Raw genomic sequence first — 25,333 nt, 5'->3', positions numbered from 1 at the left:
GAGATCTCCTTCTCCCACAAGGGGAGAAGGGAAGGGCGCCCTACATCCGCACCCGTTCCGCTTTCGGATCATACATCGGCTTCAGCGACACTTCCGCGGCGAAGCGCTCGCCGGCGACCTCGATCTCGTAGGAAGACGACAGCACATCCGCCTCGCTCTCGCCTTGGCAAGGCACGTAGCCGAGGCCGACGGCGCCGCCGAGATGATGGCCGTAATTGCCCGAGGTGACCGGGCCGACAATCTTGCCGTCGCGCAGGATCGCTTCGTTGTGGAAGAGCAAGGGTTGCGTGTCTTTCAGGCGGAATTGCACCAGCCGCCGGTTCAATCCGGTTTCCTTCTTCCTCAGCACGGCATCGCGGCCAAGAAAATCGCCCTTGGCAGTCTTCACTGCGAATCCAAGGCCTGCCTCCAGCACATTGTCCTCGTCGGTGATGTCGTGGCCGAAATGCCGGAAGGCCTTTTCGATGCGGCAGGAATCCAGCGTGTGCAGGCCGCAAAGTTTTAGGCCGACATCGGCGCCGGCCTCAGCGATCGCCTCAAACACGTGTGCGGCCTGGTCGGTCGAGACATAAAGCTCCCAGCCGAGCTCGCCGACATAGGTGACGCGATGGGCGCGGGCCAGCCCCATGCCGATTTCAATCTCCTGAAACGTTCCGAACGGATTGGTTTCGTTGGAGAAATCGTTCGGGCTCAGCTTTTGAATGAGCTGCCTCGAATCCGGGCCCATCAGGCAGAGCACGGCTTCGGCAGCGGTGACATCGGTGATGACGACGAATTCATCGGCGAGATGCTTTTTCAGCCAGGCGAGATCACGCTGCAGCGTGGCGCCCGGTACGACGAGGAAGAACGCGGTTTCAGACAGCCGCGAGACGGTGAGATCGCTCTCGATGCCGCCGCGCTGGTTGAGCATCTGGGTGTAGACGATCTTGCCCGGCGCCACCTCCATGTCGTTGGCGCAAAGCCTCTGCAGGAAGGCGCAGGCATCGCGGCCCTCGACACGGATCTTGCCGAACGAAGTCATGTCGAACAGGCCGACGCCGTTTCGGATCGCCAGATGTTCGTCGCGCTGGTTGTCGAACCAGTTCTGCCGTTTCCAGGAATAGCGGTACTCGCGCTCCTGGTCCTCACGCGCGAACCAGTTGGCCCGCTCCCAGCCGGCAACCTCGCCGAACACCGCGCCGCGTGCCTTCAGATGTTCATGGAGCGGGGAGCGCCTGACGTTCCGAGAGGTCGCCATCTGCCGGTACGGAAAATGGTCGGCATAGAGCAGGCCGAGCGTCTCGGAGACGCGCTCTCTGAGATAGCGGCGGTTCTTCTGGAACGGCTGGGCGCGGCGGATGTCGACCTCCCACAGATCGAAGGGTGCTTCGCCATCGTTGATCCATTGCGCCAGCGCCATGCCGGCGCCGCCTGAGGAGACGATGCCGATGGAGTTGTAGCCGGTCGCCATCCAGTAGCCGGAAAGCTCCGGCGCCTCGCCGAGATAATAGCGATCATCAGGCGTAAAACTCTCGGGGCCGTTGAAGAAAGTGTGGATGCCGGCGCTGGCCAGCATCGGCATGCGGTTGACGCCCATTTCGAGGATCGGCTCGAAATGTTCGAAATCCTCGGGCAACTGGTCGAAGCAGAAATCTTCGCTTATGCCGTCCATGCCCCACGGCTTGGCCACCGGCTCGAAGGCGCCGAGCATCATCTTGCCGGCATCTTCCTTGTAGTAGGCGCACTCGTCCGGCACGCGCAGCACCGGCAGCCGGGTCAGGCCGGGGATCGGTTCGGTGACGAGATAAAAATGCTCGCAGGCATGCAGCGGGATGCTGACGCCGTTCTGGGCGCCAAGCTCGCGTGCCCACATGCCGGCGCAATTGACGACGATGTCGGCCTCGATCATGCCTTGCTCGTCGCCCTTCGCCCAGGAAACGCCGGTGACGCGGCCATTCCTGGTGTGAACCTTGGTGACCTTCACATTCTCGACGATCGTCGCACCGCGCTGGCGCGCGCCCTTGGCCAGCGCCATGGCGATATTGGCCGGGTCGCATTGGCCGTCGAGCGGCAGATGCACGGCGCCGACCACATCGGAAACATTAAGATGCGGGTACATCTGCCTGACTTCGTTTGGCGAAATCTCGCGCACGTCGATATCGAACGCGCGGGCGAGCGACGCTTGCCTATAAATCTCGTGCTTGCGTTCCTCGGTCAGCGCCACGGTGATCGAACCGACCTGGCGCATGCCGGTGCCGACATCGGTCTCGGCCTCCAGCTTGACGTAGAGGTCGGCCGAATATTTCGCCAGCCGCGTCATGTTCTGCGAGCCGCGCAACTGGCCGATCAGGCCGGCGGCATGCCATGTCGTGCCCGATGTCAGCTGCTTGCGTTCCAAAAGAACGATGTCGGTCCAGCCGAGCTTGGCCAGATGATAGGCGACCGAGCAGCCTGAAACACCGCCGCCGATGATGACGGCCCTCGCCTTGGGAGGAATGGTTTTGGGAGACGGGACGGTCATGCGGCCTCACGGCGATAGCTGGAAGCAAAGCGACGCAAGCGAAGGGTTGCTTCCAGAAGCACCGCCTCGGGCTGGCAGAGGCTGACGCGAATATGGCCGGCGGCGGCATCGCCGAAGCTCGAGCCGGGCATCACACCGACCTTTTCCTTGTCGAGCAGAGCCCAGGCGAATTTCTCGTCGTCCGGCTCGAGAGCCGAGATGTCGAGCATGACATACATGCCGCCTTCGGAGCCGCGCACGGTGACGTTGTTCATGCCGCGCATGGCATCGAGGACGACGCTGCGCCGTGCGGCATAGCGTTCGGCGATCTCCTTGACGCCGTAGCCGTTTTCCAGCGCCTCGGCGCAAGCGAGGCTGATGAAGGCCGGCAGGCCGTAGGTGGTCACCAGATTGAGGTTGGTCAGCAGCGAGATCATCTGTTCGGGCCCGCTCAGCCAGCCCATCCGCCAGCCGGTCATGCCGTGGCTCTTCGACATGGAATTGATGACCAGCGTGCGTTGCGCCATGCCGGGCAGCGAACGCGGCGAGACGTGCTCGCCGCCGCCCAGCGTCCAATAGACCTCGTCCGACAGCAGCCAGAGGTCATGCTCCCGGCAGATCTGCGCCAGCTCTTCCAGTCGCTGGCGCGAATAGACGGCACCCGTCGGATTGTTCGGCGTGTTGATGAGGATGGCGCGGGTGTTCGGCCGAAGTGCGGCGCGAATGTCGGCGGCGCGCGGCTGGAAACCATCATCGGCGGGTGTCTCGACCACGGTGAAATCGGCGCCCGCTGCACTGAAGGTGTTGGGGTAGGTCGCGTAATAGGGCGCGACCACGATGGCATGGTCGCCCTGGTCGAGAACGGCCTGCACCGCCGCGTAAAGCGCGGCCTGCCCGCCCGGCGTGGCGATGACCTGGTCGGGGTTGGTCGCAACGCCGGTGCAGGCGGTCGAGGCCGCCGCCATGGCCTGGCGCAGGCGCGGAATGCCGGGAAGCGGGGTATAGTGGTGATTGCTGGCGCGAACCGCGGTCACGCAGGCTTCGATCGTCTGCGTCGGCGTGTCGAAATCATGGTCGCCGACCGACAGCATGATGATGTCCTCGCCGGCATGCTTGCGGGTCCAGGCGGCGATATGGACCTCCCAGCCGTCCTTGCCGGAAGGCACGATGCCGGAAATGCGCGATGATGGTCTGGGCATTATGCTACTCCCGAAAGTTCGTAGCCGGCCTGTTCGAGCCGGTCGCGCAGGGCGGCGATATGGGCCGGCCCGACCTCGCAGCAGCCGCCGACGATATCGGCGCCGGCCTCGACCCAGCCGACCGCCTGGTCGGCATAGGCATCCGGATCGAGGTCGTGGCGGGCGTGCAGCACTTCCACCGTGCCGCCATGCTTGAGCGCCTCGACCGAGGTGAAGCCGTTGGCATAGGCGCCAACTGGCCCGCCGAGGCCGATCATTTCGGGCAGCGCGGCAGCGATGGCTTCGGGCCGGCAGCAATTGATCAGTCTGGCTGCGACCGGCAGGCCGTCGAGAGCTCTTGCTGCCGCCGCTATGGTTTCGCCGCTGCGCAGCCGTGGTGTGCCGTGATCGGCGAGCGTCCACGACACCCACACCGGCTTGCCGCTTTCCGACGCGGCAGTGACAGCCGCGCGCGCTTCCTCGGCCGACGCCATGGTCTCGCACAGGAACAGATCGACGCCGTCGGCCTGCTCGGCAACGATGCGGCGGTAGATGTCGAGCGTATCCTCGAAAGATATCGTCAGGGCCGGTGCGTAGCTGCCGAACAGCGGCGACAGGCAGCCGGCGATTGCCGCGTCGCCGGCCTCGTCGCGCGCTTGCCTTGCCAGTTCTATGCCGCGCTGCTGCAGCGGCTTGAACAGCTCTTGCGCGCCCTCGCGCGCCAGCCGCTCGGGGGTTGCGGAATAGGTGTTGACGGTGATGACGCGGGCGCCGGCCCGGATGAATTCCGCATGCAGGTCGCGCACCAGATCCGGTTCGTCGATCAGCACCCTGGCCGACCATAGCGGCGTCGGCTCGGACTTGCTGCGGCGGACCAGTTCCTGGCCCATGCCGCCGTCGGTGAGAATGACTGAATTCATGCGCGCAACCTCTCGTTTTTCGGATCCCACAGCGGTTCGTCCTTCTGCACGACCGCCTTGAAGCGCTCGCCGAAGATCTCGACCTCGACCGCAGTTCCCGGCTCAGTCAGGTCGGCGCGCAGCATGCCGAGCGCGATCGACTTGTCGATGCGATGACCCCAGCCGCCGGACGTCGTCTCGCCGACGATCCGGCCGTCATGCCACAGCGTCGACATGGTTGGCGCGTCGCAGTCGCCGGGGTTTTCGACGACCAGCGTGACAAAGCGCTTCTTCACGCCCTGCTGCTTCTCGTTTTGCAGCGCCGCCTTGCCACGGAAATCCGGCTTGTCCCATTTCACGAAACGCTCCAGCCCACCCTGCAGGATTGAATAGTCGGTCGACAGGTCGCCTTTCCAGGCGCGATAGGATTTTTCAAGCCGCAATGAATCCAGCGCGTACATGCCGAACGGCTTCAGGCCGTGCTTCTGCCCAGCCGCCCAGACGGCGTCGAAGACGGTGGCGGTGTCGTCGACCCTGGTGTGGATTTCCCAGCCGAGTTCGCCGGCGAAGGACACACGCACCAGCCTTGCCCAACGGCCGGCAATTGTCGTCTCCTGGTGCGTCAGCCAGGGCAGGGCAAGGTCGGCGGCGCAGACCTCGGTGAGGATTTTTCGCGAATTGGGCCCGGCGAGGATCTGCGTTGAGAACTCCTCGGTCCTGTCGACCAGCCTGAACGAAGCGCCCTTCGGCATGCGCCATTTCAGCCATTCGAAATCGTGCCATTGCGCCACCGCGGCGGTGATCAGCGTCATCAAATTCTCGTCGTGGCGAACGACAGACATTTCGGTGACGATGCGGCCCTTGTCGTCGGCGAAATAGACGAGGCCGATGCGGCCGGGTTTCGGCACCAGCCCGGTGATCTGTTGGTTCAGCCAGTCGGCCGCGCCCGGACCGTCGAGATTGAAGCGGGAAAAACCGGGCAGATCCAAAACGCCGGCGGAATCGCGCAGGGCGAGGCATTCTTCGCGCACGCGATGCTGCCACGGCCCATCGCGGCGGAAGGTCAGCGTCGCGGCTTCCGAGACATCGTCGCCGGCTTGCGCGTACCAGGTGGCGCGCTCCCAGCCATTGTAGGCGTCGAAGCAAGCGCCGAGCGCCTTGATGCGATCGTGGATCGGCGACAGTTTGCGGTCGCGCCCAGCTGGCCAGGCATGGCGCGGGAACTGGATGGCATATTCGTTGCCGTAGATTTCCATGCCCTTGGCGACGCAGTAATCCGGGGCCGAGGCAAAGCTGGTGAAGCGCCGCGGATCGCAGGACCACATGTCCCACTCGGTCTGGCCCTCAGTCACCCATTCGGCCAGCACCTTGCCGGCGCCGCCGCCCTGGGCGATGCCGAAGGTGAAGACGCAGGCCTCGAAGGCGTTCGGCAGGCCGGGCATCGGGCCGATCAGCGGGTTGCCGTCCGGCGCGTAGGGGATCGGGCCGTTGATGACCTTGGACAGGCCGGCGGTGCCGAGAATCGGCACGCGGGCGACGGCATCGGCCAGATAGTCCTCGAGCCGGTCGAGATCGTCTGGGAACAGCTGGAACGAAAAATCGGCTGGCATCGGATCGTTGTGGCCGACCCAATGGGCACGGCAATTGCGCTCATAGGGACCGAGATTCATGCCGTTCTTTTCCTGGCGCAGATAATAGGAGGTGTCGACGTCGCGCAGCAGCGGCAGTTTCTTGCCCTGCTCCTTCGACCACGCGGCCAGTTCGGGGATTTCCTCGAACAGGATATATTGATGGCTCATCACCATCATCGGCACGTCGCGGCCGAACATCCTGCCGACTTCGGCCGCACGGTAGCCGGCGGCGTTGACGACGATCTCGCAGCGGATCTCGCCCTGAGCGGTCTCGACCACCCACTCGTCCTTGTCGCGGCGCACGCCGGTGACCGGACAGAAGCGAATGATCTTCGCACCCAGGTCGCGGGCGCCCTTGGCCAGCGCCTGGGTCAACTGCGCCGGGTCGATGTCGCCGTCGCTCGGATCGTAGAGCGCGCCCTTCAATTCATGCGTTTCGATGAACGGGTAGCGGCGCTTGATCTCGTCGAGCCCGACCACATCGATGTCCATGCCCTGGTAGCGGCCCATGCCCTTGGCGCGCTGAAACTCCTGCATGCGCTCTGCCGTATGGGCCAGCCTGAGCGAGCCGGTGACATGATAGTTCATGGGATAGCCGACCGCGTCGGCCAGCCCGCGATAGAGCTCGGTCGAATAGCGCTGCATGTTCATCAGCGACCATGACGAGGAGAAGGTCGGCACGTTGCCGGCCGCATGCCAGGTCGAGCCGGAGGTGAGCTCGTTCTTTTCGAGGAGCACGCAGTCGGTCCAGCCCGCCTTGGCGAGATGGTAGAGCGCCGACGCACCCACGACACCGCCTCCGATGATCACCACACGTGCCGTAGTCGGCAAACCGGCCATACTCTTCTCCAGACCTCTAGTAGACAGGTGGCGAAACCACCCAGATGACCACCGCCGGCTCCGCACCGGGATTGCGCCAGCGGAACGGCTTGCCGTCGAAGCGAAACGAGTCACCCTCACCAAGCCGGTGCCAGACGCCTGATATCTCGATGTCGAAGCTGCCGGAAGCGACATATCCGGCTTCCTCCGTCGGCCGGCGGGCTTCGGTCTTCAGTTCAGCACCCGGCGCGAAGACCGAACGCAGCATCTCGAAACTACCGCCGAGATCGGGTGACAGAAGCTCCTCCACCAGTCCGGAATCGCTTGTGCCAAGCGTGCGGCGGCTGCCGGCGCGGACGACCACGCCGCGCTCGTTCTCGACGGGCACATCGTGGCTGAAGAACAGGCTGACCGGCACGCCGAACAATTCCGCGAAGCCTCTGAGATCGCTAAGCGACGGTATCGACAGGCCGCGCTCGACCTGACTGACCCAGCCGACCGAGCGGCCGAGCTTCAGGCCGGTCTCGGCAAGCGTCAGCCCGCGCGCCCTGCGCAGCGCCCTGATATCGCCGGCCAGCAGCCGTTCGCGGTTTTCCTGCTCCGATCTGACGGCGGTTGAGGTCAAAGCTTTTTTCTCGGTAAAAATCTGTCTGGTGAAAAGTCCCCCTTGGTGAAAAATTGAGGGCAAATTTCATCAGGGGTCAGGTTCGTGAAAAAATCAAGAGAATTTTCATGAGGCCACAAGATTTGCTTGCGCCGTTTTGACGGTTCAGGCAAAGGCTCGGCCACGAACGGCGAGTGAGGGCGTCCGGTCGAGCTTGCGTTAGAGCGCCATGCGTCAAATTGGACCGCAATGGTGCTCTCTCATTTCTAGACGGCGCATGTATCCTTTCCGGAATCGATTCCGGTTTCCGGGGCACGCGCAAAGGGACGCCCATGCTGGAAAACAGGACTAAGATTACGGATGGCGCGGCGATCGTCGACGAGGCGATCACGTCGCGCCGTTCGGTGCGGGCGTTCCTGCCCGACATGGTCGACGATGAGACGATCCGCGCCATCCTCGGCGTTGCCGCGCGGGCGCCTTCGGGCACCAACATGCAGCCCTGGCGCGTCTACGTCACCAAGGGCGAGGTCAAGCAACGGATCAGCGACGCCATCCTCAACTCCGGTATCCGTGCCGAAAAGGCCGAGTGGGACGAGTATCGCTACTATCCCGACCAGTTCTTCGAGCCCTACCTGACCCGGCGGCGGGCCAATGGCTTCGGCCTCTATAGCGTGCTCGGCATCGGCCGGCGTGAGGTCGACAGGATGCGCGCCCAGCACGACCGCAACTTCGTCTTCTTCGACGCGCCGGTCGGCATGATCTTCACCGTCGACCGGCGGCTGAACAAGGGCTCGTGGATCGACTACGGCATGTTCCTGCAGAACATCATGGTGGCGGCGCGGGGCAGGGGCCTGCATACCTGCCCGCAGGCGGCCTTTGCACCCTATCACAAGCAGATCAGGCCGGTGCTCAACATTCCCGACGAGGAGATCGTCGTCTGCGGCATGGCGCTTGGCCGTGAGGACACATCCAAGCCCGCAAACGCGTTCCGCACCGACCGCGCGCCGCTGGAAGAGTGGGTGACTTTCGCCAGTTGAGGTGACAACGCGCCGTCTCGGTCTACTGAACTTCGTAGCCGACTTCCTCGCTGGCGTGGCAGAGCGCCTTCCAGAACGAGCGCGCAAACGAGCGGAACACATAGATGTCGAACTGGTCGGCGCCGGTGCGCTGGATCTGGGCGAAGATGTCATGATGCATGGTCGAGCGGCCGGCACCGACCGGGAAGGCCGGCAGCGCGAAGTCGATGGCGAAGAACTTTGCCAGCACCCATTCGGCCTTCGGTCCGGCGATGCGGATCGCGGTGCGGCCATGCGACAGGTCGGTCACCGTGCCGATATCAGGGGTGACGACATTGGCAAAGGCCGATGCCAGGCCCTCGGCCTCGTCGACCACGGTGAATTTGCCCGGCGCAAAACCGAACACCGACCTCACGCCGTTGGTGCTGCCGGCGCCGGCGCCGTCGGGCAGCGCAAGGCCGGTAACGGTGCGAATGCCTGCTATCAACGCCTTCTCCTGGCCCGGCCAGGCAGCGAGCTGCAGGATCGATCCCGGCCTGGTTTCGGAGAGGATGACCTCGATGCCGTGTTCGAAATCGCCATGCGAGCCGGTGCGCAGCTCCAGCTCAAGCGGGGATTGGCGCTCAACCATGCATGCGGCTCCCGTCCGGATCAAAGAAGTGATTGGAGACGATCTCGACCGGGCCGAACCGGTTGCGCAGAGGATCGGAGATATGGGCGCGCGTGCCGCGCCGTGCCTTGCCGTCCTTGACCAGAGCGAGCGCGATGTACTTGCCGAGCGCCGGCGAATAACAGCAAGCGGTGATGTGGCCGATGGAATCGTGCGGATTGGCTTCGTCAAGCGCTTCAACGATGTGGGCGCCGCCGTTGAGCGGCTGGTTGTCCAGCGAAATCAGGCCGACGAGTTCCAGGCGGCCAGGCGCGATCAGGCCCTCGCGATCCATCATCGCCGAGCCGATGAAGGGCTTCTTCCTGGACAGCATCCAGTCGAGATGCAGGTCGCGTGCGGTGGTGCGGCCGTCGATCTCGGCGCCGGTGACGTGGCCTTTCTCGATGCGCAACGTGCCAAGCGCCTCAAGCCCGTAAGTCACCAGTCCGAACGGCTTGCCGGCTTCGATCAAGGCTTCCCAGACATGGGTGCCGTAGCCGGCGCCGGAGTAGACTTCGAAGGCCATTTCGCCGGAGAAGGAAAGCCGGCAGATCATCACCGGCACGCCTGATATCTTGCCGTGCACGATGCCCATGAAAGGCAGGGTTGCGTTGTCGACGGCGGTGCCGGTGACGCAAGCAGCAAGGATCTCTCTCGCCCTAGGCCCGCCGATCGCCGCACCCGCCCATTCGTCGGTCACCGAGGTGACATGGACCTTAAGCCCCGGCCAGATGACGTCGAGGACATACTCCAGTTGCTGCATCACCTTGCCGGCATTGGCGGTCGTGGTGGTCATCAGGAAGTCCTGTTCGCCGAGCCGCCACGTCGTGCCGTCGTCGAAGGCGAGGCCGTCCTCGCGCAGCATTAACCCGTAGCGGGCCTTGCCGACGGCCAATGTCGAGAACATGTTGGTGTAAACCTGGTCGAGGAATTCCGCCGCGTCCGGGCCCTGCACGGCGATCTTGCCCAGCGTCGAGACATCGACGATGCCGGCGCTCTCGCGCGTCGCCCTGGCTTCGCGCACATAGGCCTGCTCGATCGTCTCGCCGGGATGGCCATAGATCATCGGGCGATACCAGAGGCCGGCCGAATACATGGTCGCGCCGTTGGCGACGTGCCAGTCATGCATCGGCGTCAACCGTTGGGGCCTCAGGTCGCTGAAACGCTCGGCGGCGAGTGACCCGATCGACACGGCCGAAAAAGGTGGGCGAAAGCGTGTCGTGCCGACTTCGGGAATCGGCTTGCCCAACGCCTCGGCCATGATGGCGAGGCCGGGTATGTTGGAGCTCTTGCCCTGGTCGGTCGCCATGCCGAGCGTGGTGTAGCGCTTCAAATGCTCGACCGAGACAAAGCCTTCGCGATGTGCAAGCCGTACATCCTCCGCGGTCACGTCGTGCTGGAAATCGACGAAGCTTTTTCCATTGGCCCTGATCTCGAACACCGGCGCCGGGTCGGGACCGCCGGGTGCGGCTTCGACGACCGGCAGGGCCGTTGGCGCACCTGTTCCACCCGCCGCCGAAAGCCCGGCGGCGCGGCCTTCGGCGATTGCCTCGGCGGTGGAAAAGCTGCCGGTGAAAGCGCCGGCGCCAATCCATCTCTGACTTGGCCATCGCTGGGTTGGCTTCGGTGGCAGGAAGGCTTGTCGAGCAGCATTCCATTCCGCCTTGGCGCCGGCCTGGCTGGCCAGATGGATGATCGGCGACCAGCCTCCCGATATCAGCAGGCAGTCGGCTTGAATGCTGCGCGCCTCGCCGGCAAGCGCGCCGTTGACCATGTCGAAGCGCTGCACCTTGACGCCGGACAGCGCCTTGCCGCCTTCGGTGGCGACCACGGCGTGACCGAAAAGGATCTTGGCTTCCGCTTCATCGGCGAACTCGCGCATCTCGCTCGAAAGCTCCGGCCGCACGTCGACGATCGCGACAATCGCCGCGCCGGCCTTCTTCAGCGCCAGGGCGGAGCGATAGGCGCTGTCATTGTTGGTGAACAGTGCGATCCTGTTGCCCGCCAGCACGCCGTACTCGTTGGCGTAGCGCTCGGCGGCATGCGCCAGCATCACTCCCGGCCGATCGTTGCCCGGAAACACCAGCGGCCGCTCGAAGGCGCCGGTGGCCAGCACCACCGACTCGGCGCGAATGATCCAGTAGCGTTGGCGTGGTTCGCCCTTGCCGGGCCTCTCCTTGTGGTCGGCAACCCGTTCAAGCGCGGCGAGCGTGTTGCCGTCGTAATAGCCCCAGACCGTGGTGCGTGGCAGCAGGCGGACATTGTCATAGCCTTCGAGCTGGCCGGCGGCTCGCGCTGCCCAGTCGGCCCCGGGCATCCCGTCGATCGTCTCGCCCGACCAGTTGGCCGAGCCGCCGAAATGCGGTTCGAGTTCGCTGAGGATGACACGCGCGCCCTGATCGGCGGCTGCCCTGGCGGCCATCAGTCCGGCCGGACCGGAACCGACCACCAGCACATCGCAGAAGGCGTTCATGCGCTCGTAACGCGCCGTGTCGGCAGCGGTCCCGGCGCGGCCGAGACCGGCGGCGCGGCGGATGAAATGCTCGCAGAACATCCAGAAACGCGTGCTCTTCAGCGGGCCGATCGCGGGCCCCATGAAGGTCTTGTAATAGAAGCCGGCAGACAGAAGCTTGCCGCCGAGCTGGTTGGCGGCGCTGACATCCCAGGCCAGCGATGGAAAGCGGTTCTGGCTGACGGCGGTCAGCCCATCATGGATCTCGACCATGGTCGCGGCGATGTTAGGCTCGCGAACCTCGCCCCGCAACACCGTCACCAGGGCGTTCGGTTCCTCGACGCCTGCTGTCAGCACCCCGCGAGGACGGTGATATTTGAACGAGCGTCCGAACAGGGTGACGCCATTGGCCAGCAGCGCTGAGGCAAGCGTGTCGCCGGCATGGCCGGTGTGAGGCGCGCCGTCGAAGGTGAACCGGATGGTTCGCAGCCGGTCGATCCGGCCACCGGCATCGGTGCGGCGCGGGCTCATGACTTGCCCTCCGCCTTGTGCCGGGCAGCCACTTTGTGGTCGCCGCGCGTGAACACGACGCTGGAGATCTCGTGTGTCAGCGTGTTGCGCACGGCCCTGAGATGGGCGCGGCAGCCGCCGGAATGCTGCCAGATCTCGTTGTGGTCACCCGCCGGGTTCAATCGGTCGTAGACATAGGCGTTCCAGGCATCGAGGTCCTGCGAGGCAGGCTGAGGGCGCTCGCGGTTGCCGTCACCCTGATAGGTGAACTCGATGACGTCGCGCGGGCCGCAATAGGGGCAGGTAATCAGCATGCGATTGTATCTTCTCGTTTGACCATGATCTTGGCCGAAAACCGGTTTCCAATCTTTGTTACGCCAACCTGCGGTTCGGGATCATGGTTTAATGCAGCCGCGGCGTCGCGCCCTGGCCCTTGTCGTCGATCACCAGGCCGCGATGGAAGCGATCCAGGGTGAAGGGCGCGTTGATGTCGTGCGGTTCATCCTTGGCTATGGTCCACGCAAAGCACCAGCCGGAGGCCGGCGTCGCCTTGAAGCCGCCGTAGCACCAGCCGCAGTTGAGATACATGCCCAGCAGCGGGCCGGTGGTGATGATGGGCGAACCGTCCATCGACATGTCGCAGACGCCACCCCAGGAGCGCAGCATGCGAACCCGGGCGAGACCCGGAAACAGCGCCAGCATCTCGCTCATCACCTCGTCGACAACAGGCAAACTGCCGCGCTGGGCGTAGCTGTTGTAGCCGTCGAGATCTCCGCCATAGACGAGGCCGCCCTTGTCCGACTGCGACATGTAGAAATGGCCCATGCCGAAAGTCAGGACCGTGTTGATGAACGGCTTCAGCGATTCCGTCACGAAGGCCTGCAGCACCTGGCTCTCGATCGGCATCGTATCGATGCCGGCGAGCCGCATGACTTGCCCGGTGCTGCCGGCCACCGCGACCGCCACCTTCCTGGCACGAACCTCGCCGCGCGAGGTCGTGACGCCTGATATGCGGTCGCCGTCGCGCAGGAAGCCGGTGACCTCGCAATTCTCGATGATGTCGACGCCACGGCGGTCGGCGCCGCGCGCATAGCCCCAGGCGACGGCATCGTGGCGTGCGGTGCCGGCGCGCCGCTGCATCAGGCCGCCGACGATTGGGAAGCGCGCCGTGGCGGAGACGTCCAGCGCAGGCACCAGGCGCGCGATCTCGGCCGTGGTCATCAGTTCGGCGTCGACGCCGAGATGGCGCATGGCGTTGCCGCGGCGGGCAAAATCGTCGAGCTGGGCGGGCGTGTGCGCGAGGTTGAGGCAGCCGCGCTGCGAGAACATGACGTTGTAGTTGAGATCGTGCGACAGGTTCTCCCACAGCTTCATCGAATGTTCGTAGAAGCGCGTGTTGGCCGGCAGCAGGTAGTTGGAGCGGACGGCTGTCGTGTTGCGGCCGACATTGCCGGAGCCGAGCCAGCCCTTTTCCAGCACTGCCACGTTGGTGATGCCGTGCTCCTTGGCGAGATAATAGGCGGTCGACAGGCCATGGCCGCCACCGCCGATGACGATCACGTCGTAGGACGCCTTCGGGTCCGGCTTGCGCCAGGCCGGTTTCCAGTCCTTGTTGCCGGTCAGCGCATTTTTGAGAAGCGAGAAGGCCGAATATTCCGCCATTCTTTTTGTTGTCCGTTCTGGCTTTTCGTCAGCCGTTTTGGGCGATGCGGCACATTATAGAGCAGGCCGCTGCCGCAAAGCCAATATTGCGCCATCGCTTTTCGACTGGCCGACTCCGAAGGGCGGGCAGGGCGGGACGGCTTGCTCCCCGGTATCAGCGTCTTTATCAAAGGCGAGCTTTAGAACGCCTTACCGCCTGTGAGTCGCCAAACGATCATGCTTTTCCGACTGCTCCGCTTCGTTCTGGTCCTGGCGATCGTCGCCTCGGCGCCGCTGTCGCTTGATGCGGCGGCGCAGGGGCTTGAGCAGGCTGCCTCTGGAGTGGTCGCCGACCAGCAGAAAATCCTGCAGGACCTGACGACGAGGACCGACAATCTCGAAAAGAAAATCCAGGAGGACGGTGACGACGACGCCAGCCTTGTCGACATCCGCCTGCAGCTCGAGGAAATGTCGCGAGGTGCGCTGGACAGCGCGCTTGTCTTCCGCCCGCGCCTTTCGGAGATCAACGCAAGGCTCGATCAGCTCGCGGCGCCGCCGGCCGCGGGCCAGCCACCCGAACCCGACATCGTGACCAGCGAACGCCAGGCGCTGGCGTCCGAAAAGGCCGAGATCAATGCTGTCATCGCCGCGGCGCAAAACCTGTCGATCCGAATCAGCGGCCTCATCGCCAAGATCGCCAATATGCGCAGCGAGCTGTTTCGCAATCTGCTCACCAAGCGCTACGTGCTGTCCGACGCGTTGAGCCCTGAAGTCATTTCCGATGCCAATGGTGAATTTACCGGCTTCAGCAAGGCAGTGTCGTCGTGGCTGGCCTTTGTCTTCAAGTTCAAGTTCCAGGCCGTGCTGGCCGCGACCTTGACGGCGCTTTCCCTGGCGGCGGTGCTTTTTGTCGGTGGGCGGCGTTTGTTCGGGCGTATCTTCGAAGCGGACCCGTCGGTCGAAGATCCGTCCTATCTCAGCCGGTTGTCGGTGGCGTTCTGGTCGACATTGCTGCCGACGCTGGCGGTCGGCGTCTTCCTGGTCTCGACCGTGTTCTTTTTCAACTATTACAATGTGTTGCGCGGCGACATTGGCGTTTTCCTGAAGGCGCTGGTCGGGGTCATCGCGGTGGTGTTCTGCGTCAACCGACTGGCCAATGCGACGCTGGAGCCGCGGCTGCCGAACTGGCGGCTCATCCCCGTTGAATCAGGCCCGGCACGCTGGCTGGTGCGGCTGACGACCGCCATGGCGGTGGTGATCGGCGTCAACTATTTCCTGTCGGTGGTCAACGACACGATGGGCTCGCCGCTGTCTCTGACCATCGCCAGAAGTTTTGTCGCCACCGTCATCGTCGGCATCATCCTGATCCTGATGGCGCTGCTGAAGCCGTTCAAGGCCACCGACGGAAGCTGGCGCCCCTGGCCGGCGTGGCTGCGCTACACCGCTGTCGCGCTAGGCCTTTTCACCATTGCCACGGCGCTGCTCGGCTATATCGGCCTTGCCATCTTCGTCTCGCTGCAGGTCGTGGTCACCGGTACCATTCTGGTGACCGCCTATATCGGCTTCCTGTCAGCGCGGGCGATCAGCGAGGAAGGTGGCTTTGCCAACACGTCGATCGGGCGCTGGCTATCGACCAATTCCAGTTATGAGGAGTCCGCGCTCGACCAGCTCGGCCTGGTCGTCAGCGTCGCCATCAACCTGATGATCGTGCTGGTGTTCCTGCCGATGATCCTGTTGATGTGGGGCTTCCAGCCCGGCGACATCGAGGCCTGGGCCTACAAGCTGGCGACGGGCCTCACCGTCGGCTCCGTGACGATCTCGGTGACCGGCATCCTCACCGGCATCGTCGTCTTCATCATCGGCTATTTCCTGACGCGCTGGTTCCAGGGCTGGCTCGACGGCTCGGTGATGGCGCGCGGCAAGGTCGATACCGGCGTGCGCAACTCGATCCGGCTGGCGGTCGGCTATGCCGGCGTCGCGCTCGCAGCCCTCGTCGGCGTCTCGGCGGCGGGCATCGATCTCTCCAACCTGGCGCTTGTCGCCGGCGCCCTGTCGCTCGGTATCGGCTTTGGCCTGCAGAATGTCGTCTCCAACTTCGTCTCCGGCCTGATCCTCTTGGCCGAGCGGCCGTTCAAGGTCGGCGACTGGATCGTCGCCGGTGAGATCAGCGGCACGGTCAAGAAGATCAGCGTGCGCGCTACCGAGATCGAGACGTTCCAGCGGCAGTCGGTGATCCTGCCCAATTCAAACCTGATCAACAATGCGGTCGGCAACTGGACGCACCGCAACAAGCTCGGTCGCATCGACATCAAGGTCGGCGTCGCCTACGGCAGCGACGTCAAGCAGGCCCATGCTGTGCTGTTGGAGATTGCGCGCGGCCATCCGCTGGTGCTGAAAAATCCGGAACCCTTCGTGCTGTTCACCAATTTCGGGGCGGCCGCTCTCGAATTCGAAATCCGTGTGTTCCTGGCCGACGTGATGAACGGCAACATCGTGCAGAACGACATTCGGTTTGCCGTCCTCGACGAGTTCGCCGATCAGCATATCGAAATTCCGTCGGCGCCGCGCGCCGTCGTCGAGACCAAGAAGCATGAGGCGTGGCCGATCGATGACGACAAGATCGAAGTCGATTTTGCCGAACAGGAGCAAGCAAAGGCGGAAGCCGTGGCCGAGACGAAACGCCTGGCCAGATCCGGGCGCAAGACCCGCAAGCCGGATCCCGATTAGGGTTTATTGATATTCAGCCGGCCTGCGAACGGCTGATACCTGCGCTTCCGACGCAGCCAAAGCAATTGCGGCATGAATGCGGCATTCAGTTGCCGTTCAGCTGGCATCTCATATAAGCTCACATGCAAAGGGCGGGAATGCCTTGCGAAATGCAACAGAGGCGGTGGCAACACCGATACTGCAAATGTGGAAGTCTCTCGTCGCCGCCATTGCTTTTCTTGCCGTGGGCGATTCAGCCTTCGCCGCCAGCGCCACCAACAAGGACGCCGAGACCCGCACACTCGTCGTGACCGAAGGCGGTGGCAAGACGGAGCTGGCGCTGGCCGCCGGCGAAACCGCTGAATTCTGCCCGACCGGCTGTTTCGTTACCATGCCGAATGGCGACCTCGAAGCACTGACCGGTTCGGAAACAATCGAAATCTCTGGCGGCGTCGCCCGCATCAAGTAACCGCGTCAAAAAACGTTGACTAGTTTTTAGAAGGCCGGGCAAATGCCCGACCTTTGATCGTTTCGGGTTATCGAAACTTAACGATGAAAGGGAAAATACCGTCACGCAAGCCAGGCCGGGCCGGACGCCTTAACGATCGCTGCGCTGTTGCCCGCTATATCGGGCCGAAGACGCCGAAGCATGGGGTTTTGGATCGGCGCCTGATCCTTTCCGAAAGGTCGGCTTTCGGGATCATGCGCTTTTAGGCAGGGCAACGAAGAATGGATGCGCGGTCGGACAGGAACGCAATCCCGCTTGCTGTCGATCTCGACGGCACGCTGCTCGCGACGGACCTGCTGTGGGAAGGTCTGTTCATCCTTCTCAAGAAGAATCCGCTCTATGTTTTCCTGGTGCCGTTCTGGCTCGCCGGCGGGCCGGCGCGGTTGAAGCAGGCCATCGCTCAACGCATCGACATCGATCCTGCGTCGCTGCCCTACCGCGAGGCGCTGCTTCAGCGCCTTCGCACCGAACATGGCGAAGGCCGCAAGATCGTGCTGGCGACCGGGACGCCGCGTAAATTCGCCGAGGCGATCGCCGCACATCTCGGGATATTCGATCGCGTCCTGGCGACTGACGGCCCCCACAACATGACGTCAGGCAGAAAGTGCGCCTCGCTTGTCGCAGCCTATGGCGATGGCGGCTTCGACTATGCCGGCAACAGTCGGCACGACCTTAAGGTATTCGACGCCGCGCACACGGCAATCGTCGTCGCGCCCGACCGCCATGCCGCGCGCTGGCAGGCCGCGCACAGTGCTGAAATCATGCCGGCGCCGAAACCGACATTCAGAACCATCGTCAAGATGCTGCGCGTTCATCAGTGGCTGAAAAACTCGCTGATCGCAGTGCCGATGGTGCTGTCGCACGAATACTTCAACGCCGACATGATCTGGGAATGCCTGCTGGCATTCGTCTCGTTCAGCGCAGTCGCTTCCGCCATCTATATCCTCAATGATTTCTTCGATCTCGCGCTCGACCGCAAACACCCGACCAAGCGCAACCGGCCATTCGCCAGCGGCGCGCTGTCGATCCCGTTCGGCCTCGGTTCAATGATGGTGCTGCTCGCAACAGGCGTTGCTGCAGGGCTTCTGCTGCCGATCGAATTCCTCGGCGTGCTCGGTGGCTACATGGTCATCACCACAGGCTATTCGCTGTCGTTCAAGCGCATGCTTCTGATCGACGTGCTGACATTGGCCGGTCTCTACACGATCCGCGTTCTGGCGGGCGCCGCGGCAACCGGCGTCGACGTCTCTTTCTGGCTGCTGGCCTTCTCGATCTTCTTTTTCCTGTCGCTGGCGCTGGTGAAGCGGTTTGTCGAGCTGCGCACGACCGCCATTCCGGCCGGCGAGCGCATTGCCGGCCGCGGCTACCGCACCGAAGACCAGGAGATCGTCGCCCAGGCGGGCATGGCGTCGGCCTTTTCCTCGGCGCTGGTGCTGGCGCTCTATATGGACAGCGCTGCGGTGCGCGAACTTTATCCGCATCCTTGGCTGGTCTGGCCGCTGGCGCCGATCGTGCTTTACCTGACCATGCGCGTCTGGATTCTCGCCCGCCGCGACCAGATGCATGACGATCCGGTCGTCTTCATCATCCGCGACTGGCGCAGCCAGATCGTCGTGCTCATCGGCGCTGTGTTTCTGGTCGTCGGAGGCTGGTAGGCGTGGGCCAGGAGCGGTTCCAGAGCTTCGGTCTTGCCACGCCACCGGCACTCAATGTGATCCCGGCGGACGACGCTGTTGCGTTGCTGAAGAGCGGCAAGGCGACAAGAAACGCTTTGCTCGCCTACGGCAACGGCCGCTCCTATGGCGATTCCTGCCAGAATGGGGCCGGCACGATCATCGATATGCGGCCGCTGAACAGGATCCGCGCCTTCAATGCCGAGACCGGCGTGATCGAGGCCGAGGCCGGCGTGCTTCTGTCCGACATCATCGCCCATGCAGCGCCATACGGCTTCTTTCCCGCCGTCGTTCCGGGCACGCAGTTCGTCACGCTCGGCGGCGCCATCGCCAACGACGTTCACGGCAAGAACCATCACCGGCGCGGCACCTTCGGCTGCCACGTCGAATCCTTGACGCTGCTCAGATCGGACGGACAGGCCCATTACAGCTCGGCCACCGAGAATGAACGCCAGTTCGCGGCGACGATCGGCGGCATGGGGCTGACTGGCCTGATACTGTCCGCATCGATCCGGCTGATGAGGGTGCCATCGCTCGACATCATCGAGAAGGTGACGCCATTCCGTGATCTCGGCGAGTTCTTCGAACTTGCGGAAGCGGCCGATCAGGCCAACGAATACGTCGTCGCCTGGATCGACCAGCTTGCCGGCGGCCACAGTCGCGGCCGCGGGCTGCTGTTCACCGGCAATCACGCCGAGCATGGCTCCCATGTGGCCTTGCGTGCCGGTGGAAATCTTTCGGTGCCGTTCCAGCCGCCGTTCAACGTGCTCAACCGGCCGTTCCTGACTGCCTTCAATGCCGCCTACCGGTGGAAGAAAGGCCGGTCGACGGAGGCGCGTCAGGTCGGCTACCAGGGTTTCTTCTTTCCGCTCGACGGCGTCGGCAACTGGAACCGCCTCTATGGACCGAATGGGCTTTTCCAGCACCAGAGCGTGATGCCGGAAGACGTCGCGCGCCGAGTGGTGCCGGCGTTGCTTGCGGCGGCAAAACGGGCCGGGCAGGGCTCGTTCCTCACAGTCCTGAAGCGCTTCGGCGGGGTCCGCTCGCCGGCACTGCTGTCGTTCCCGCGGCCGGGTTTCACGTTGACGCTGGATTTCCCCAACCGTGGCAGGGCGACGCTGGCGCTGCTGAAGGAGCTCGACCAAATCACGGTCGAGGCCGGTGGTGCGGTCAATCCCTACAAGGATGCTCGCATGGGCGACGACGTTTTCGCAGCCTCCTTTCCGGAATGGCAACGCCTCGAAGCGATCCGCGATCCCGCCTTCATGTCGAGTTTCTGGGCGCGAACGGCGAAAAGGCTCGAGGCGCGACACGGAGCCGCCGAAGCCGCGGAATAGATAACATTCGAATAGTTCGTGGTAAACAGATCGATAATTCAAGCTTTCCTCGAACTTTTTTGTGCTTCACGAAATGTTTGGAAGTTTTCAGTAGAACGAAAAAGGTTGATGAGAAAAACATGAAATACATCGTCTCAATTCTGTTCACGGTCATGACCAACGCCGCCGCGCAACTCATGCTGAAGCAGGGCATGATGTCACTCGGTCCGATTTCCTTCGAGGGCAGCAATCCGTTGCTGAAGCTGTTGCAGATCGTCTTCAGCCCATGGGTTTTCTTCGGCCTGTGCACCTTCGTCATCTCGATGGCGGCGCACATCTATGTGCTGTCCAAGGTAGAGCTCAGCTTCGCCTATCCGTTCCTCAGCCTCGCCTATGTCGCCGTCGCGATCTTCGCCTATTTCATCTTCCGCGAAGACCTCAATGGCTGGCGTATCGCCGGCATCGCTTTCATCTGCGTCGGCACGGTGCTGATCGCCCAAAGTGGCCGGGATCTGGGTGGCCGGGATTTGGATAGCCAGGATTTGGGTGGTCGCGGGCATGACGAGGAAACCGCCTCCCTTTCGTCCGACAAGATTCACAGTGGGATCGTTCGATGAGACATGTGATCTTCGGCGGTGACGGTTTCGTCGGCCGCCACCTTGCCCCGAAACTCCTGGCCGATGGCGAGGAGGTGGTCGTCGCAGATATCGCCAAAAGCGACCTGCCGCATTACCGCTCGGTCCGATATGTCAGGTGCGACGTCACCGATCCGGCCTCGGTCGCTTCGGTTGGGCTGAAGGCCTACGACATGGTCTACAATCTGTCGGCGAAAATGCTGTCGCCGATCCAGGTGCGCGCCAGGCGCCACGAATTCTTCTTCCCGGTGAATTTCCACGGCACCGAGCATATCATGCAGGCGATGGACAGAGCCGGCGCGCCCAAGCTCGTCCATTACACGACCGACATGATCTACGGCCACACGGTCACACAACCAATGACCGAGGAGCACCCGGTCGCGCCGCTCGGCGAATATGGCTGGTCGAAGCAGAAGACCGAGGAACTGGCCGTCGAATGGCGCAAGCGCGGCATGTCGATCTCGCTGTTTCGGCCGCGCCTGATCATCGGCCCCGGCCGCCTCGGCATCCTCGAAAAGCTGTTCAAGCTGATCGACTGGAACCTCCCGGTGCCAATGATCGGCTCGGGCAAGAACCCGTATCAGTTCATCTCGGTGTTCGACTGCGCCGAGGCGGCGCGCGCTGCGTGGAAGGCCGGCGTGCCTGATGAGGCTTATAATCTCGGCTCGCTCAACCCGCCGCCGGTCCGGAAATTGCTCGGCGACCTGATCAGGCATGCCGGCTCGAAATCGATCCTGATCCCGACCCCGGGCTGGGCAGTCAAGCGAACGCTCGACCTGCTCGACCTCTTGAACATGCCGATCATGGATCCTGAGCAGTATCTGATCGCCGACGAGGACTGCGTGCTCGACGTGTCCAAGGCCGAACGCCAGCTCGGCTGGGTGCCGCAATATCGCGACGAGGACATGCTGATCGCCGCCTACAGCGAATATCGCGCCAAGAAAGACGGCCATGCCGTCGCCGCCAACCATGTGCCCGCCGAGTGAAGGGCCAGCAGGAGACTCTTGAGATGACGGTCATGACCAAGTCAGACCACACGACTGCGCGCGCCACGGTCAGCGCGCGGGCGCTTTCGCCCGCCACCACCGCCAAGCCCGATCTGATCAGCGTCGAGCAGGCCAAGGCGATGGACGTCGCGCGCATGACCGACCTGTTCAAGGCGCATCTCAACCCCGGCCAGCTGCATTTCATGAAACTGCTCGGCTTCCACAAGATCAAGATCGAGCGCGCCGAAGGCATGTTCTACATCGACCAGAACGGCCGCAAGATCCTCGATTTCTTCGGCGGCTTCGGCTCGCTGGCCTTCGGCCACAATCATCCGCGCCTTCTCGAGGCGCGCAAAAAGTTCCAGGAGGAGAAGCGGCAGGAGATCGCCATCGCCTTCATGTCGCAATATGCGGCGGCCCTGGCGCACAATCTCGCCAAATGCTCGCCCGGCGACCTCGACATGGTGTTTCTGGGCTCTTCCGGCTCGGAAGCCATGGAGGCGGCGGTGAAGCTCGCCGAGCGCGCCGCCGGCCCGAAGCGGCCGAAAATCGTCTATGCCGAGAATTCCTTCCACGGCAAGACCAAGGGCGTGCTGGCGATCACCGACGGCTCGCTCTATCGCGCCGACTTCAAGATGGCCGACAATGTCATGCGCATTCCGTTCGGCGACGTCGAAGCGGTCGAGCGCACGTTCCGCTCCGATCCCGAGGTCGGCGTCATCGTGCTCGAAACCATCCAGGGCGGCGGCGGCATCATCCAGGCGCCTGCCGAATACTGGCAGAAGCTGCGTGCGCTATGCGACCAATACGGTGTTCTGTGGGTCGCCGACGAGGTGCAGTGCGGCTATGGCCGCTCCGGCCGCTTCTATGCCTTCGAGCACTACGGCGTCGTTCCGGACGTGACGGCGCTGGCAAAGTCGCTCGGTGGCGGCAAGGCGGCGGTCGGCGCGATGATCGCCAGGCGCGAGGTCTATTTGAAGGCCTATGGCACGCCGAAGACGGCGATGATCCACGCCATGGCCACCTTCGGCGGCATGGGCGAGGCCTGCGTCACCTCGATCGAGGCGCTCAACGTGCTTTACGACGAGGGGCTGATCGACAACGCCGCGGTCACCGGCGACTATCTGCTGCAACGCCTGCAGACGTTGCGCGAAAAATACCCGAGGATCATCAAGGAGGTCCGCGGCAAAGGCCTTATGGTCGGGCTGGAATTCCACGACTTTTCGCAGACCTTGCCGATGGTGCTGCGGCCTGTGGTCAGCGTGCTTGACGACAAGCTGAAGGGATCCTTGTCCGGTTTTGTTGGTGCTTTGCTGCTGCGTGACTACGACGTGCTCGTTGCCTTCACCGAATACAACCGCAACGTCATCCGTCTCGAACCGCCGCTGATCTGCCAGCGCGAACATGTCGACCGCTTCGTCGAGGCGCTCGACAGCCTGTTGTCGCGCGGCATCGTGTCGATCGTGAAGGATTTCGTCAAAAGCCAGGTTCGTTAGCCAGGTGCGCCGAGCGAGACCATGCTGAGCAAGTCTCCGGCTCCGACGAACCTGCTCGACCGGCTAACCAAGGCCAGTCTGGCATGGGGCGAGGGCACCTATGCGCGTCTTGCCGCACCGATCGGCGCGGCTGCCTTCGCGCTCTACATCCTGCTGACCGCGGCGACGGCATGGTTCATGCCTGACGCCAATTGGGACATGCTGCCCTACCTTGCGATCGCCGAGGAGGGCACCTATCGCGATGTGCAGGCGCTGCACGATTATGCCTATGGCACGGTCAGGGACGGCCTGTCGGCGAGCGACTACAAGGCGCTGACCGATGATGGCGGCGGTTTCCGCAGTCATATGGCCGGGAATGCCGCCGATTTCCATTCGCTGCTCGGCATGTACCGGATCAAGTTCCTTTTCGCCGAGATCCTGTCGACGATGAGCTCGGCGATGTCGCCGGTCGCGGCGATGCGGCTGCTGCAGGTGTTCTCGGTGCTGCTGTTCGGCGCGATCGCGCTGCTCTGGCTGCGCTCAGAGGGCGCGCTGGCGCTGGCGCCGGTTCTCGGCGCGGTGCTGATGATGGCTGATTTCGGCGACGCGGCGCGGGCGTTGACGCCTGACCTGCTGTGCTCAGCGCTGTTCCTCGGCGGGCTCTTTGCCTATAGGCGCGGTCGTGAAGTGGCCACCGCGATCCTGCTCTTTCTCGCTTTCATGGCTCGGCCCGACAATATTGTTTTCCTTGCTATTTTTGCCGTGCTGCTGTTGGTCTTCCGGCAGAATGCGTGGGGCGCGCTGGCCGGCTTTGCCGCCTCGCTCGTCGCCTATTTCGCCATCTCCCACTGGGCGCAGCATCCCGGCTGGTGGCCGCATCTGTGGTTCTCCTCGATCGAGCAGCACTACAATATGGCCGGCTTCGATCCGCCGTTCTCGGCTGTCGCCTACCTCCGGGCTTTTGCCGCCTCCCTGATCCGTGCCGTCAGCCTGAACAACTGGGTCGGCGTCTCGGTGATGGCGCTGGCGGGGTGGTATGCCTCAAGCCGTGCCGGCTTCAAGCTCGACCGCCGCGCCGGCATTCTGTTTGCGGCATTGGTGCTCGGCGTATTGGCCAAATTCACGGTCTTCCCGATCCACGACACCCGCATCTATTTTCCCAATCTGATCCCGCCGTTCCTGCTGCTCGCCGGGCCATTTATGGCGTTGTGGGCATCAGCGAGCACCAAAGGGCGCGGCGCCGCGCCATTGCACGTCATTCCTGGAGACAAGTCATGAGTTCCGTTTCCAGCCTGGCGCGCATCGCGCTGTCGCTCGGCCTCCCCGCTGGCATCCTCGATCGCGGGCCGTCGCTGCACGGTACGAAGTTCCTGGCGAAGGCCGCGCTGAAGGCGCGCCTCAGTGGGGCAAAAAGGCGGTTCCAGATGGTCAATGTCGGCGCCTGCGATGGCGTGTTGTTCGACGATGTGACGCCGTGGCTGCACCGCATCCCGCACGCTCGCGCCGTACTGGTCGAGCCGATCCCGCACAACCAGAAGCGGTTGCGCGCCAACTATACCGATACGGGCCGCTTCATCATTGAGCCGGTTGCGGTGACGAAGAGCAAGGGAACGATCACGGTCCACACCTTCGATGCGCCGCACTCGAGGCTGGCACGCTGCCGATCGAGTTCATCGGCTGCTCGTCGGTGACCGACACCAATCTGATGTCGGGCAAGAATGCCTGGGGCCAGGCCGATGCCAACTTCAACAAATTCGCGCCGCACCTCAGGGATATCGAAGTGCCGTCGGAGACATTGCAGACGCTGCTCGACCGCAACTGCATCACCCATATCGACGCCTTCGTTGTCGATTGCGAAGGCGCCGACTGGATCGTCTTCGAGCAGCTCGACCTCGAGCGCTACCGTCCCGGCATGATCAAGGTCGAGGTTGGTGCGTTGCCGGCGGCCGAGATCGGCCAGGTCGTGGTCAAGTTGAAGACCGCCGGCTACCAGGTCGGCTTCCAGGCCGAGGACATCTGGGCCTTCGCCTGAGGGATAGCCCCGGAGCCCGATAGCACCTGATTTTTGCGGGTCGCGTCGCACTTGCAGCGTGTCGCAAACAGGCGGTAGCATGGCGGCTGTCGCCTGCATATTGTGCGCCGATCAAACGGGCGCC

18 protein-coding genes and 1 pseudogene are annotated in these 25,333 nt (G+C 63.5%); 10 read left to right on the top strand and 9 right to left on the bottom strand.

Annotation, left to right across the window (positions count from 1 at the left end):
• Positions 1-40: 40 nt before the first annotated feature.
• The 5 genes from AC0L2B_RS05220 to AC0L2B_RS05200 are packed head-to-tail and all read right to left on the bottom strand — an operon-like array spanning position 41 to position 7,631.
• Complete coding sequence (locus tag AC0L2B_RS05220; RefSeq protein WP_473744476.1) at positions 41-2,500, bottom strand: GcvT family protein; 2,460 nt, start codon at positions 2,498-2,500, stop codon at positions 41-43.
• Positions 2,497-3,678, bottom strand: coding sequence for a pyridoxal phosphate-dependent aminotransferase (locus AC0L2B_RS05215; protein WP_473744475.1), 1,182 nt, complete (start codon positions 3,676-3,678; stop codon positions 2,497-2,499). The genes AC0L2B_RS05220 and AC0L2B_RS05215 overlap by 4 nt, the downstream gene beginning before the upstream one ends.
• Positions 3,678-4,577 (bottom strand): homocysteine S-methyltransferase family protein, encoded by a 900-nt coding sequence (locus tag AC0L2B_RS05210; protein WP_473744474.1) that lies wholly within the window; start codon positions 4,575-4,577, stop codon positions 3,678-3,680. Before AC0L2B_RS05210 ends, AC0L2B_RS05215 begins: the two co-directional genes overlap by 1 nt.
• Positions 4,574-7,027: a GcvT family protein gene (locus AC0L2B_RS05205; RefSeq protein ID WP_473744473.1), complete on the bottom strand. Its 2,454-nt coding sequence runs from the start codon at positions 7,025-7,027 to the stop codon at positions 4,574-4,576. The genes AC0L2B_RS05210 and AC0L2B_RS05205 overlap by 4 nt, the downstream gene beginning before the upstream one ends.
• Positions 7,028-7,043: 16 nt before the next feature.
• Complete coding sequence (locus AC0L2B_RS05200; RefSeq protein WP_031254773.1) at positions 7,044-7,631, bottom strand: helix-turn-helix domain-containing protein; 588 nt, start codon at positions 7,629-7,631, stop codon at positions 7,044-7,046.
• 311 nt (positions 7,632-7,942) lie between these two features.
• Here AC0L2B_RS05200 and AC0L2B_RS05195 point away from each other — a divergent pair, with 311 nt between their 5' ends.
• The gene (locus AC0L2B_RS05195) at positions 7,943-8,647 is read left to right on the top strand and encodes a nitroreductase (RefSeq protein WP_473744472.1); all 705 of its coding nucleotides are present in this window, start codon (positions 7,943-7,945) and stop codon (positions 8,645-8,647) included.
• A gap of 22 nt (positions 8,648-8,669) precedes the next feature.
• On the opposite strand, the gene AC0L2B_RS05190 is transcribed toward AC0L2B_RS05195, so the two are convergent.
• The 4 genes from AC0L2B_RS05190 to AC0L2B_RS05175 all read right to left on the bottom strand — a co-directional run bounded on the left by AC0L2B_RS05190 (position 8,670) and on the right by AC0L2B_RS05175 (position 13,899).
• A complete protein-coding gene (locus AC0L2B_RS05190) occupies positions 8,670-9,257 on the bottom strand; it encodes a sarcosine oxidase subunit gamma (RefSeq protein WP_473744471.1) in 588 nt (195 codons plus the stop codon).
• Entirely contained in the window at positions 9,250-12,258 is a 3,009-nt protein-coding gene (locus AC0L2B_RS05185; protein WP_473744470.1) for a sarcosine oxidase subunit alpha, read from the bottom strand. Before AC0L2B_RS05185 ends, AC0L2B_RS05190 begins: the two co-directional genes overlap by 8 nt.
• Positions 12,255-12,551: a sarcosine oxidase subunit delta gene (locus AC0L2B_RS05180; RefSeq protein ID WP_128246501.1), complete on the bottom strand. Its 297-nt coding sequence runs from the start codon at positions 12,549-12,551 to the stop codon at positions 12,255-12,257. Before AC0L2B_RS05180 ends, AC0L2B_RS05185 begins: the two co-directional genes overlap by 4 nt.
• A gap of 88 nt (positions 12,552-12,639) precedes the next feature.
• Positions 12,640-13,899 (bottom strand): sarcosine oxidase subunit beta, encoded by a 1,260-nt coding sequence (locus AC0L2B_RS05175; protein ID WP_473744469.1) that lies wholly within the window; start codon positions 13,897-13,899, stop codon positions 12,640-12,642.
• 216 nt (positions 13,900-14,115) lie between these two features.
• On the opposite strand from AC0L2B_RS05175, the gene AC0L2B_RS05170 reads away from it, so the two are divergent.
• The 9 genes and pseudogenes from AC0L2B_RS05170 (at position 14,116) to AC0L2B_RS05130 (ending at position 25,209) form a co-directional block, all read left to right on the top strand.
• The gene (locus AC0L2B_RS05170) at positions 14,116-16,605 is read left to right on the top strand and encodes a mechanosensitive ion channel family protein (protein ID WP_473744468.1); all 2,490 of its coding nucleotides are present in this window, start codon (positions 14,116-14,118) and stop codon (positions 16,603-16,605) included.
• Between the two features lie 184 nt (positions 16,606-16,789).
• A complete protein-coding gene (locus AC0L2B_RS05165; RefSeq protein WP_236377105.1) occupies positions 16,790-17,053 on the top strand; it encodes a hypothetical protein in 264 nt (87 codons plus the stop codon).
• Positions 17,054-17,313: 260 nt separating this feature from the next.
• The gene (locus AC0L2B_RS05160) at positions 17,314-18,747 is read left to right on the top strand and encodes a UbiA family prenyltransferase (protein WP_473744467.1); all 1,434 of its coding nucleotides are present in this window, start codon (positions 17,314-17,316) and stop codon (positions 18,745-18,747) included.
• Positions 18,748-18,749: 2 nt separating this feature from the next.
• Positions 18,750-20,102 (top strand): FAD-binding oxidoreductase, encoded by a 1,353-nt coding sequence (locus AC0L2B_RS05155; RefSeq protein ID WP_473607725.1) that lies wholly within the window; start codon positions 18,750-18,752, stop codon positions 20,100-20,102.
• Positions 20,103-20,221: 119 nt separating this feature from the next.
• On the top strand, positions 20,222-20,698 hold the full coding sequence (locus AC0L2B_RS05150; RefSeq protein WP_473515914.1) for an EamA family transporter: 477 nt from the start codon (positions 20,222-20,224) through the stop codon (positions 20,696-20,698).
• Positions 20,695-21,702, top strand: a complete 1,008-nt coding sequence (locus AC0L2B_RS05145; RefSeq protein ID WP_473744466.1) for an NAD-dependent epimerase/dehydratase family protein — start codon at positions 20,695-20,697, stop codon at positions 21,700-21,702. The genes AC0L2B_RS05150 and AC0L2B_RS05145 overlap by 4 nt, the downstream gene beginning before the upstream one ends.
• Positions 21,703-21,725: 23 nt before the next feature.
• The gene (locus AC0L2B_RS05140; RefSeq protein WP_473744465.1) at positions 21,726-23,198 is read left to right on the top strand and encodes an aspartate aminotransferase family protein; all 1,473 of its coding nucleotides are present in this window, start codon (positions 21,726-21,728) and stop codon (positions 23,196-23,198) included.
• 21 nt (positions 23,199-23,219) lie between these two features.
• Positions 23,220-24,455, top strand: a complete 1,236-nt coding sequence (locus tag AC0L2B_RS05135) for a hypothetical protein (protein ID WP_473744464.1) — start codon at positions 23,220-23,222, stop codon at positions 24,453-24,455.
• A pseudogene (locus AC0L2B_RS05130) lies at positions 24,452-25,209 on the top strand (FkbM family methyltransferase). Before AC0L2B_RS05135 ends, AC0L2B_RS05130 begins: the two are co-directional and overlap by 4 nt.
• Positions 25,210-25,333: the final 124 nt, after the last annotated feature.

This window comes from Mesorhizobium sp. WSM4815 (genome assembly GCF_055811575.1).
The sequence above is the reverse complement of the archived record's forward strand: the minus strand, read 5'-3'. Positions and strand labels throughout refer to the sequence as shown.

Coding starts and splice junctions, on each gene's coding strand:
- AC0L2B_RS05195 (WP_473744472.1), top strand. CDS start 7,943: ATGCTGGAAAACAGGACTAAGATTACGGATGGCGCGGCGATCGTCGAC.
- AC0L2B_RS05180 (WP_128246501.1), bottom strand. CDS start 12,551: ATGCTGATTACCTGCCCCTATTGCGGCCCGCGCGACGTCATCGAGTTC.
- AC0L2B_RS05140 (WP_473744465.1), top strand. CDS start 21,726: ATGACGGTCATGACCAAGTCAGACCACACGACTGCGCGCGCCACGGTC.
- AC0L2B_RS05170 (WP_473744468.1), top strand. CDS start 14,116: ATGCTTTTCCGACTGCTCCGCTTCGTTCTGGTCCTGGCGATCGTCGCC.
- AC0L2B_RS05145 (WP_473744466.1), top strand. CDS start 20,695: ATGAGACATGTGATCTTCGGCGGTGACGGTTTCGTCGGCCGCCACCTT.
- AC0L2B_RS05160 (WP_473744467.1), top strand. CDS start 17,314: ATGGATGCGCGGTCGGACAGGAACGCAATCCCGCTTGCTGTCGATCTC.
- AC0L2B_RS05175 (WP_473744469.1), bottom strand. CDS start 13,899: ATGGCGGAATATTCGGCCTTCTCGCTTCTCAAAAATGCGCTGACCGGC.
- AC0L2B_RS05190 (WP_473744471.1), bottom strand. CDS start 9,257: ATGGTTGAGCGCCAATCCCCGCTTGAGCTGGAGCTGCGCACCGGCTCG.
- AC0L2B_RS05150 (WP_473515914.1), top strand. CDS start 20,222: ATGAAATACATCGTCTCAATTCTGTTCACGGTCATGACCAACGCCGCC.
- AC0L2B_RS05135 (WP_473744464.1), top strand. CDS start 23,220: ATGCTGAGCAAGTCTCCGGCTCCGACGAACCTGCTCGACCGGCTAACC.
- AC0L2B_RS05215 (WP_473744475.1), bottom strand. CDS start 3,678: ATGCCCAGACCATCATCGCGCATTTCCGGCATCGTGCCTTCCGGCAAG.
- AC0L2B_RS05165 (WP_236377105.1), top strand. CDS start 16,790: ATGTGGAAGTCTCTCGTCGCCGCCATTGCTTTTCTTGCCGTGGGCGAT.
- AC0L2B_RS05205 (WP_473744473.1), bottom strand. CDS start 7,027: ATGGCCGGTTTGCCGACTACGGCACGTGTGGTGATCATCGGAGGCGGT.
- AC0L2B_RS05185 (WP_473744470.1), bottom strand. CDS start 12,258: ATGAGCCCGCGCCGCACCGATGCCGGTGGCCGGATCGACCGGCTGCGA.
- AC0L2B_RS05210 (WP_473744474.1), bottom strand. CDS start 4,577: ATGAATTCAGTCATTCTCACCGACGGCGGCATGGGCCAGGAACTGGTC.
- AC0L2B_RS05220 (WP_473744476.1), bottom strand. CDS start 2,500: ATGACCGTCCCGTCTCCCAAAACCATTCCTCCCAAGGCGAGGGCCGTC.